The following is a 9333-nucleotide window of genomic DNA, read 5'->3' as shown; positions in this document are numbered from 1 at the left end:
TTCCACCTTTTTGAGCCAGCTCCGAAGCGCTGTAGGGCCGACCCCCAGCGCCTGACAGGCCTCCGTTACGGAATAGCCTTTCTCGGTCACTAACGCGACGGCCTCCAGCTTGAACTCTGGAGTAAAGGACTGACGACGTTTGCTCATAAATAAGACACCTCACTGAGCGCGTTAGAATAACGCTTTACTGAGTGTCCGAAATCATTGAGCCACTACAAAGCGGACATCCGCACCCGTCAGCCCTTGCGGTTTTTTTGTGCCTGCAATTTGGGCACCCCTGCGCCTGTAAGTTATGGCCGGGTGGAGAGGCGTTAATACAACACCCGCAAGGGGAATAGGCCCGGAGCGTCTTTGAGGCTCTAGTTGACACCCGGCTGCCAGCTACTAACTGGCAGTCGTTATTAACTAAAACTCAAAGGAGGCCATAACATGGCTGCTCAATCTCAAGTCATCCCATTCCATTTTGACTCCCTTCAAGTCCGTACATTGTTGATAGACGATCAGTTGTGGCTGATTGCCTCTGACGTCTGCGCTGCACTTGGCATCGTGAATACTGCCCGCTCTCTGGCGAGATTAGATGACGATGAAAAGGGTGTTCACAATATGAATACCCTTGGTGGTGAACAGGGCCTAAGCATCGTCAACGAGTCCGGCCTGTACTCACTGATCCTTACCAGCCGCAAACCCGAAGCCAAGCGCTTTAAAAAATGGGTTACTGCCGAAGTGTTGCCAGCAATTCGTAAAACCGGCCGCTACCTGCCAAAAACATGCAGCATCGCAAGGCCCAACTGCGCATGGTGCATATCGACGCGCTGGACCTCGTTTATCAAAGCGCCGATGCCGAGCGGATCGCCGGGTTTCGCCTCTATCTGGCCGAGCTGCTGGCCACCTACAACTTCACCGCCGCGCCCGCCAGTCGGCACTGAGCTACTGGCAGGCATGCGATCAGGCGTTAAAGCAGAGCAACGTGGCCATGCCGACGCTGCCGGTTGATCAGTCAACGCTGACCATGGGCCTGCTGACCCAGATGCTGACAGAGCAGCGCTTTCTGTTGCAGTTCGACAGCAACCTGACCCCCACACTGGTGCCCCTGAAGCAGGATGCCGAGGTGGTGCAGGTGTCGGATGCCAAGGCCATGGGCCGCCTGATCGGCGAGCGGATCAACTGCAAGGTGCTGACGGAAGTAATGCGCGCCGGGATAGACCGCCTGGCCAACGATGCCCTGAGGGCGTAACCGAGAGAGCACAAGGCCCGCAATTGCGGGCCTTGGTGTTTTAGGGTTTTGGTACCGTTCTCTTTAGCTGTTCGTCACTTAGCCTGTAAATCACAGACTGCTTGCCATCGTATAGGGCTACTAAATCTTTTGTTGTCATGATCGGGAAGCCTTTCGCGATCTCAGTCTTGCCATCCTTGTCCATTACATAAATGCACTTAGCGCCTGTTTCGGAGCAGTTCTTGAATTCTGTTATCTCCTTGACCGCGGCAGCGTGCCCATCCTGAAATACTTTGATAGCGACATAGGTCGGCAAAGATAGTGTCAGCATAAAACCGCAGATGTAGTAGAGCCCTTTCAGTGCGCCACCTATCAGTACACCGCTGAGCGTAATCGCCGGATGGTCATCACTAATGTCATTCTTCTTTTTGAAGCGCTCGAACGAGATTCTCAGCCCAACGGTTCCCCAGAAAATTGCGAAGACGTAGACGACTATCAACAGCAGGTACCAAAGTGCTGACACTACGTAGCTAAAGAAGTTGTTAAAAAAGTGAATGAGGGAAACAAGCGTTACGCCTGAAGCCTCGAACAGAAGGCCAAGCGTATCAACCCCCAGAGCAAGGGGCGATTGCTGATAGGCGGATAAGTAGCCCCACAAATGCAAGAACCCGATACATTGAAATACGACAAAGCCGAAGGCAACAAAGCCACCAACTAGTGGCCCTAGCTTGGTTAGTTTCTCAATGAATGAATCCTTCTTCACTTCTTCCTTGGACATTGCAGCCTCCTGAACCCGGATGTCGCCTGACTCTACCCTGAGCCTGTCTTTGGGTGAAGAGTGGGGCGTTAACGTCATTCTCCTAGTTAACTTGTTAAATAAAATTCTTCTCTCTTTAAAGTTAAGATGTTAATAATGTGCCCCGGCACAGGCGATAAGTTTGGCGAAGCGGGAGGGGCGTGGTATGGTGCTGGAACCCGCATATTCCCTGCCTTTCTCAGCCTGAACCCCGCTCGGTGGATGGCATGTTTTCAAGTCTATTTTCGACCCCCTACAGTAATCCCAAGGGCTATTACGATCTGGTTCAGGATGGCGTGGTCGAAGCCAGCTGGTCATTGAATGATTATGTGCCCGGGCGCTTCAAGCTGACTGAAGTGGCTGAACTGCCCGGTATCAATGCCAATGCAGAAGCCTCGTCAGTGGCCTACTGGAAGGTCTACAACAAGTATTTTCTGCAAAAGAACGAGTTTGATGGGCTCGAACTGGTAGGCCTGTTCACTCACGGCCCCGACAATATTCACCTGACCCAGCCCATCAGCGACCTGAGCCAGCTGCAGGGTAAGAAGATCCGTGTCGGAGGCGGTATTGCCGCGCAGATGGGTGAAAAACTCGGTGTTACAGGGGTCAGTGCACTCGCTACCAAGGTCTACGAACTGCTGCAACAGGGTGTGGTGGACGGAGTCTTCATTGCCATGCTGGATCAGAAGGTGTTGCGTCTGAATGAGGTGACCAAACAGGTAATCAACCTGCCCGGTGGCCTGTTCCGTGGCGGCTTCTCGGTCTTCATCAACCCTGACTTCCTCGATTCACTCGATCCGAAAGATAAGCAGGCCATTCTCGCTGTGTCAGGCGAAAAGCTCTCCGCCATGGCCGGGCGAGTCTGGGATGAGGCTGATAAGGAAGGCATGAAGACCGCACTGGCTTCGGGCATTCAGGTGATCAACGTCAAGCCCGGCGATGCCATGGATAAAGAGTTCGAGGCTATTCGCCAGCCTGTGGAGCAACAGTGGCTGGCCTCGGTCAAGGGTGAGGGCGTTGATGCCAGCGCCGCGCTGGATGAGTTCAAACAGCTGGCGACCGACTATCAGCCAGCGCAATAACAGAGCAGCAGCGGAGAATGATCATGGGCCTGCGTACCTGGATACGCGCCCACTATGACGAGGCAGGGCCAATTCAGGGATTGGCCTTTGCACTTGATCTGGTGACGGAGCTTGCTCTGATGACCCTGATGCTGATCACCTGCATCGACGTGGTGGGTCGCTATTTCTTCAACAGTCCTCTGACCGGCTCAAGCGAAATGACGGAAGTCTTTATCGCCGTCGTCGTCTTTGCCCAGATGCCGCGTGTGACCTGGCGGGGCGGTCATGTGGTGGTAGATGTGCTGGACCATTTCGTACCTCCGGTCTGGAGCCGCCTGTGTGCCTGTATCACCGTCCTGCTGGTCAGCGGTTCTTTTTTCGGCCTTGGGGTGCGAGTGTGGGAGCTGGCCGAGCGTTCGCTGAAGCGCGGAGAGGCGACCGAGTATCTGGCCATTCCTGTCGGCCACGTGGTTCAGTACATCGCGTTGATGAGCTGGATTACCGCGGCAACCATGCTGGTTTACGGCTTTTTCACCATGGTATGTCGTGCCGGCAGGCTGCGGCATTTGAGTGCTGAAGGGGAGGGGGAATGATGGAAGTCGCACTCTGGGGATTTGTTGTTCTGCTGGTGCTGATCATTGTTATTCGTGTGCCTATCGCCTTTGCCATGGGGGCGGTCGGTTTCTTTGGTTTTGCCATCCTGCAGGGGCTGGAGTTCGGCAACCTGTTCAGCTTCCGCTGGACCGGCACCCTGACCATGGCCGCGGTACGGCTGATAGAAACCGCGCAGGACTACAACCTGTCGGTGATCCCGCTGTTTATTCTGATGGGTAATCTGATCACCCGCTCCGGCATGTCGCAGGAGCTGTACAACGCCTCCTATGCCTTTTTCGGTCATCGTAAAGGTGGCCTGTCGATGGCAACCGTGGTTGCCTGCGGCGGCTTTTCTGCCATTTGCGGCTCCAGCCTAGCGACGTCAGCCACCATGGCCAAAGTCGCCATGCCGCCCATGCGTAAATTCGGTTACTCGGATGAGCTGGCGACGGCTTCCATTGCTGCGGGCGGTACGCTGGGTATTCTGATTCCGCCCAGCGTCATTCTGGTGGTCTACGGCCTGCTAACGGAAACCTCCATTCGCGAACTGTTCGCCGCTGGGTTTATTCCCGGCCTGATCGGCATTCTGTTTTACCTGCTGGCGGTTCGTTACGTGGTGTGGCGCAATCCGGCAGCGGGGCCGCGTGGCGAGCAAATGAACTGGAGTCAGCGGCTGCAGGCACTCAAAGGAGTCTGGAGCATTCTGCTGCTGTTCACTCTGGTCATGGGCGGCATCTACGCAGGCATCTTTACTCCGACCGAAGCCGCCGGCATCGGCACCGGCGGTGCCTTTGTCATCGCCCTGTGGCGCCGGAGTCTGAGCTGGTCGTTGCTGTTTTCCCTGCTGACGGATACCGGCAGAACCACAGCCATGCTGTTTGCCGTACTGATTGGCGCCCTGATCTTCTCTACTTTCATCAGCCGCACTGGCATGCCGGAAATGTTGCTGGATTACGTCAGCGGTCTGAACGTCGCACCGATGGTGATCATCTTCGCCATTCTTGGCATTTATATCCTGCTGGGAATGGTGTTCGAGTCCCTGTCTATGCTGCTGCTGACTGTGCCGGTTTTCTTCCCGCTGGTGCATAGCCTGGGCTTTGACATGGTCTGGTTTGGCATTGTAGTGGTGGTAGTCACTGAAATCAGCCTGATCACGCCACCGGTAGGCATGAACGTCTTTGTGCTGAGCGCGGTGATGAAGGACATCAAAGCCTCGACGATCTTTAAAGGGGTTACGCCATTCTGGGCGATGGACATCCTCCGCCTGCTGCTGATCACCTTGGTCGCTCAGCTATCACTGTTTTTGCCCAGTCTTTTATACCGTTAACTTATGCCGCTCTGCATCACACCCAAACAGGTGTGATGCAGAGCGCAGGTTATTCAGGCAGGAGAGAACATGCCGCATTTTATTGTCGATTATTCCGCCAATCTGCATGACAGGCTGGACTTTCAGCCACTGTTCAAAGCACTGCACGAATATGTAGTGTCGACGGGGTACTTCCCGCTGGGGGGAGTGCGCAGCCGCGCTATTCGTTGTGACGATTATCGTATTGCTGATGGCAGGGAGAAGTTCGCTTACCTTAATCTGTCGCTCAGGATCGGCCACGGGCGTGATATGGCGGTAAAACAACAGGTCGCCGAGCAGGTCTTCGCCATTCTGACAGACTGGTTAGCACCGGTGACGGATCAGCACTATGTAGCTGTATCCTTTGAACTGACTGAGCTTGACCCGGTTTTGAAGTTCAACAGGAACAACATCCATCCGCTGTTTAAGTGAAGAGGTATGTACTTTAAATATTGAATACGTACCAATATAATTTTTCAGTTCACACTGCGCTACGAACCGCTTTGCTTGTGTGAACCTTCAAGGGCTGAGCCGGTTTAATCCGGCTTTGGCTATTTATTAACTCTTTAAAAAGCCACTAAGGCTGCAGCGCCATCTTCCATAGCTCGTCAATAATCCCTGTCTTCTCTTTGTCCACCTCTAACACCGCCCATCTGACAACATGACTGCGGTACTCCTTGTGCTGAGGTGGTACTGGCCTAATTACTCATGCAATATCGCCTTCAGGTGGCTGGCTATGCTGAGCCTTTTCAGGCTCCCAGACTGTTTGGTATCAATGTAGGCGCGCGATTGCCGCTGCCTCAATGGGAAGTCAGTAAAACTACCAGAAAAATAGCGGTGGAATATGATGCAACCAACCCAGAGAACAACCGCCTGGCGGGCTCTGGCAAGAGTAAGGTTGATCTCATACTGATGGCCTCTGGCCTGACTATGTTTGTAGCAGTGTATATGGCACACCTCAGACACCGGCGGAAAACGAGCGTGTGGTTGTAAGGGAGAGGATGTTGGCAAGATTTAGCAAGGATCGAGCTGGGCTGTTTCTGCAGGTTCCAATGGCGCTTTTGGGCGGATGGTTCATGCTGACGGCCGTTACTCAGCTGTATTTCGATCATCGTATTGATACACATATGCACACCACGACGGCGACGGTTGTCGACCAGAGAGCGTATGAGGACGTCAAGAGCCACTGGCTGCATCATCAGGTGCGTTATGTGCTTGTGGTAGATGGGAAGCAGTATGGTTGCACCATCTTTCTGGGTGATGGCGGCTGGTGTGAAGTGCCTTCAGCCAGACTGGAAGAGGTCACGCAGACCGGGCGGATTGACGTGGAGTATGACGCTGAACTGCCATGGATTAACCGCATAGCAGCAACTAAATCACTCGTCTTTCCGTTGTTTGGCGCACTGGCGGCGTTACTGGCCTGGGGAGTGCTGCCCTTCGCACGGTGGGCGATAGCACGTGATGCGCGTCTGAAGAGAGAAAAGGCAGAAAAAATTTACTGGCAGTAATGCATCTGACTGGCCGGGGGCTGGTGAGGGAGAAAAGCATGGCGCTACCTTTGCCCATCACGCACACCCAGTGCCCTGCCAGCCTCTTTTCAACACCGGCCAGCAACTCTCTGGCTATCTTGTTTCCTGATTCGCTCTGTTCTTCTCGATCAGCCCCTTGAACACTTCAACGCTGACGGGGTTGGAAAACAGCCACCCCTGACCAATAGCGTCGGTGGAGTGTCGCAGGATGTAGTCGACCTCGTGTTGAGACTCGATGCCTTCAAACACCAGCTGCACGCCAAGTGTGTGTACGAGCTGGAAGATAGCGGTAAGCATGTTCTGATTAATAGAACTGGTACCGATGGCCTGCGTGAACACACGGTCCACCTTGATCTCGTCCGCATCCAGCTGGCTTAGCCAGGACAGGTTCGAGTAGCCGGTACCGAAATCATCCAATGAAATCTTGTAGCTGTGAGCCGCAAACTGCCGGGCAGACTCGGCCATCTTGTCATCCCCGGCAGCACTGCGCACGGTGACCTCGCAAGTGAGCTGGTTTGGGTTTAGCTCATACCGTTTAGAAAGATCATTGATAAAACCAAGGAAGAGCGGGCTGACCAGATTCTCCATGGAAAGATTGATACTCAGGCCCAGGTCAGCATAGTGCGTCAGCAGTTCCTTCATTTCGCTGAAGGAGGCTTCTACCACTACCTCGGTTAGCTCCTGAATCAGGCCTATTTCCTCGGCGATAGGGATAAATTCATCAGGCGGGAAAAGCCAAGCCGTACATCATGCCAGCGCACCAGCGCTTCGACGCCCACCAGTTTGCCTGTTTTCAATTCGTACTGAGGTTGATAGACCATAAACAGGGTTTTGCGCCGAACGACCCTTCTGAGCTTGCGGTATTTCACTCACTTTCCAGACAGCATAAAGAAGGCAAGGAAATACAGCCCGGCTCTCAGAAAAATGCCAGACGCTGCAATAGCTGCAATAGCTGCAATAGCTGCAATAAAAGGCCAGCTGTAATTGGCGAGCCCAACGTGGCTCTTTACACCGGTAACGCATAACGCAGGGTCATTGCTGCAGCGGGAAATAGACAGGATATTGGTAGTCAGGCTGAAGTTGCCTTAGAGATCCATTTCAATTCTGCCGTTGTCGGGAATATCGCCCACTATTCGGTAGACGCTGCGGATGTCCGCGCCTGTAATCAGAAAGCCCGTATGTATATTGGGTACTCTGGCACTCGATATAAAAGTGTCATTTGGCGTAATGACGTCACGGATTTATCGATGGTGCGTCAGTGGAAGGGAGAGGTGGTAGAGCTAAGGGACGTGCAGTCGCTGCAAGAGAGGCTACGTCCACGACTTCAACGCAGATTATCTGAGCAGGGTGCAGCCCCGGGTGACCGGCCTTCCCGGCTGCTCCTTCCGTTACCTGGCAAGGCAAAGAATGATGGCCGACGCTAATCGGCCATCTGGCATGGCAGTTATGTGAGTTATCTGTGATCAGGTACCCAGCAACGCGGCCTTGCTGGCGACCACAAAATCACGGAAGGGAAGTGGCTGCCTGCCGGTCAGGGTAGTGAAGTCATGGTTGATGTCGGCCACGCCGCCAAGGCGGGTATTAGTATCGAAAGAAACCAGTACCGGGATAAGAAAGCCGGGTAGACCCGCGGCTTGCAGGCCTTCCGCCAGTGCTGCATCGGGGATGTCGATTACTTGCAGAGGCTTGCCGGTTACCTCGCTGATGATGGCAGCCATTTCCGCCGTGCTGTGAGCTTCGGCACCGGTCAGGGTATAGGTCTTGTTGCTGAAGTCCGCTTTGGCCAGTGCTGTGGCGGCCGCAAGGGCACAGTCTGCCCGGCTGATATTCGCGACCTTGCCATCCGCTGCGGCGCTGTACCACTGGCCTGTCTGCAGGGCGTGGGGTACCGACATCAGCAGGTTTTCCATGTACCAGCAGTTACGCAGCACCGTCCAGCTCAGGTTGCTGGCAGCCAGTGCCTGTTCGGTACCGTAGTGATCACCGGCGAAGGTGATGGCTGAACCGGGCTCTGGTTTGGGCATGGAGGTATACACCACATGGCTGACACCCGCTGCTTCGGCTGCCGCCACCGCATTTTTGTGCTGTTGCAGGCGGCCCCCCGCTCGGTCAATGGCGTCAGTGCTGATCAGCAGCAGGCGTCTGGCACCGCTGAACGCCGCCTGCAGAGAGGAAGGATCGTCAAAGTCAGCGGTGCGCGTCACGACGCCCAGCGCAGCGAGATCAGTGAGTGATTCCACCGAGCGACTGGTGGCAATAATCTGTGCTGCGGGCACCTGCAGATCATCAAGTAGTGCCTTGATAACCAGGCGGCCAAGCTGACCGTTGGCGCCGGTGACCAGAATGGGGAATATATCAGCCATCGCTACAACTCCATTTAGTTAGTAAGTTACTAATAGGAACTTATGTGTAGCCATTAAACGTGCTGCTGCAGGGATCAACAAGAAGGGAGAAATAAGTCACCTGGTTACTGGCAAGTAACCAGCTAGGGCAGGGTGGTGCTACGGCCGGGCCGGCTTACCTGCTCAGTAAGGGCAGCTGTTTACCTGACTCACTGCTGCGCTTTCTGCCCTGCGTATTGCTGAAGGTGATGAAAGTCTATCTACGTTGCCGAATGCCGAGTCAGAAACAAGCTCATAACCAAAGGCTGAACCTGCTTTAGCACGGCCCCGAAGGGGCGAGCGAAGTGAGTCAAATGCATATTTAGTTCACTAAACTCCGCTTTTCGCTTGTTTCTTGTGCCCTCGGGGTCTTTCCTTGCCTCGGCTGCCTCAAGCACGTTTTTCAACAGCCTG

General features: G+C 54.3%; 13 protein-coding genes. 7 read left to right on the top strand and 6 right to left on the bottom strand.

What is annotated here, in order from left to right; all coding sequences use genetic code 11:
• Positions 1-147, bottom strand: a 147-nt coding sequence (locus WH50_RS27310; protein ID WP_133251427.1) for a transposase, incomplete at its 3' end; no start/stop codon positions are given.
• Between the two features lie 282 nt (positions 148-429).
• On the opposite strand from WH50_RS27310, the gene WH50_RS24920 reads away from it, so the two are divergent.
• Together WH50_RS24920 and WH50_RS24915 are read left to right on the top strand one after the other, a co-directional pair.
• Positions 430-993 (top strand): BRO-N domain-containing protein, encoded by a 564-nt coding sequence (locus tag WH50_RS24920; RefSeq protein ID WP_110190086.1) that lies wholly within the window; start codon positions 430-432, stop codon positions 991-993.
• Positions 968-1234, top strand: a complete 267-nt coding sequence (locus WH50_RS24915) for a hypothetical protein (RefSeq protein ID WP_133251426.1) — start codon at positions 968-970, stop codon at positions 1232-1234. Before WH50_RS24920 ends, WH50_RS24915 begins: the two co-directional genes overlap by 26 nt.
• Positions 1235-1274: 40 nt before the next feature.
• Here WH50_RS24915 and WH50_RS24910 read toward each other — a convergent pair whose 3' ends face one another.
• Positions 1275-1991 (bottom strand): hypothetical protein, encoded by a 717-nt coding sequence (locus WH50_RS24910; protein WP_110190082.1) that lies wholly within the window; start codon positions 1989-1991, stop codon positions 1275-1277.
• Positions 1992-2236: 245 nt separating this feature from the next.
• On the opposite strand from WH50_RS24910, the gene WH50_RS24905 reads away from it, so the two are divergent.
• The 5 genes from WH50_RS24905 to WH50_RS24880 all read left to right on the top strand — a co-directional run bounded on the left by WH50_RS24905 (position 2237) and on the right by WH50_RS24880 (position 6517).
• Complete coding sequence (locus WH50_RS24905) at positions 2237-3091, top strand: TRAP transporter substrate-binding protein (protein WP_110190080.1); 855 nt, start codon at positions 2237-2239, stop codon at positions 3089-3091.
• Between the two features lie 23 nt (positions 3092-3114).
• Complete coding sequence (locus WH50_RS24900; protein WP_110190090.1) at positions 3115-3663, top strand: TRAP transporter small permease; 549 nt, start codon at positions 3115-3117, stop codon at positions 3661-3663.
• Positions 3663-4991 carry a TRAP transporter large permease gene (locus tag WH50_RS24895; RefSeq protein WP_110190088.1) on the top strand — a complete coding sequence of 443 codons (1329 nt, stop codon included), beginning with the start codon at positions 3663-3665 and terminating at the stop codon, positions 4989-4991. The genes WH50_RS24900 and WH50_RS24895 overlap by 1 nt, the downstream gene beginning before the upstream one ends.
• Positions 4992-5060: 69 nt before the next feature.
• Entirely contained in the window at positions 5061-5441 is a 381-nt protein-coding gene (locus tag WH50_RS24890; protein WP_110190078.1) for a 5-carboxymethyl-2-hydroxymuconate Delta-isomerase, read from the top strand.
• 644 nt (positions 5442-6085) lie between these two features.
• Positions 6086-6517 (top strand): DUF3592 domain-containing protein, encoded by a 432-nt coding sequence (locus tag WH50_RS24880; RefSeq protein ID WP_133251425.1) that lies wholly within the window; start codon positions 6086-6088, stop codon positions 6515-6517.
• Positions 6518-6631: 114 nt separating this feature from the next.
• Here the strand turns inward: WH50_RS24880 and WH50_RS24875 are convergent, their stop codons facing one another.
• From WH50_RS24875 to WH50_RS26715, 4 genes are all read right to left on the bottom strand, one after another.
• Complete coding sequence (locus WH50_RS24875; protein WP_279305962.1) at positions 6632-7225, bottom strand: EAL domain-containing protein; 594 nt, start codon at positions 7223-7225, stop codon at positions 6632-6634.
• A 5-nt stretch (positions 7226-7230) separates the two neighbouring features.
• Positions 7231-7407, bottom strand: coding sequence for an EAL domain-containing protein (locus tag WH50_RS27305; protein ID WP_133251424.1), 177 nt, complete (start codon positions 7405-7407; stop codon positions 7231-7233).
• A gap of 594 nt (positions 7408-8001) precedes the next feature.
• Entirely contained in the window at positions 8002-8901 is a 900-nt protein-coding gene (locus tag WH50_RS24865; RefSeq protein ID WP_110190068.1) for an SDR family oxidoreductase, read from the bottom strand.
• Positions 8902-9140: 239 nt separating this feature from the next.
• Positions 9141-9333, bottom strand: a 193-nt coding sequence (locus WH50_RS26715; RefSeq protein WP_207780478.1) for a hypothetical protein, incomplete at its 5' end; no start/stop codon positions are given.

The sequence above is a fragment of the Pokkaliibacter plantistimulans genome, assembly GCF_003194385.1.
GTDB lineage: Bacteria > Pseudomonadota > Gammaproteobacteria > Pseudomonadales > Balneatricaceae > Pokkaliibacter > Pokkaliibacter plantistimulans.
This window is presented reverse-complemented; position numbering and strand designations above follow the sequence as displayed.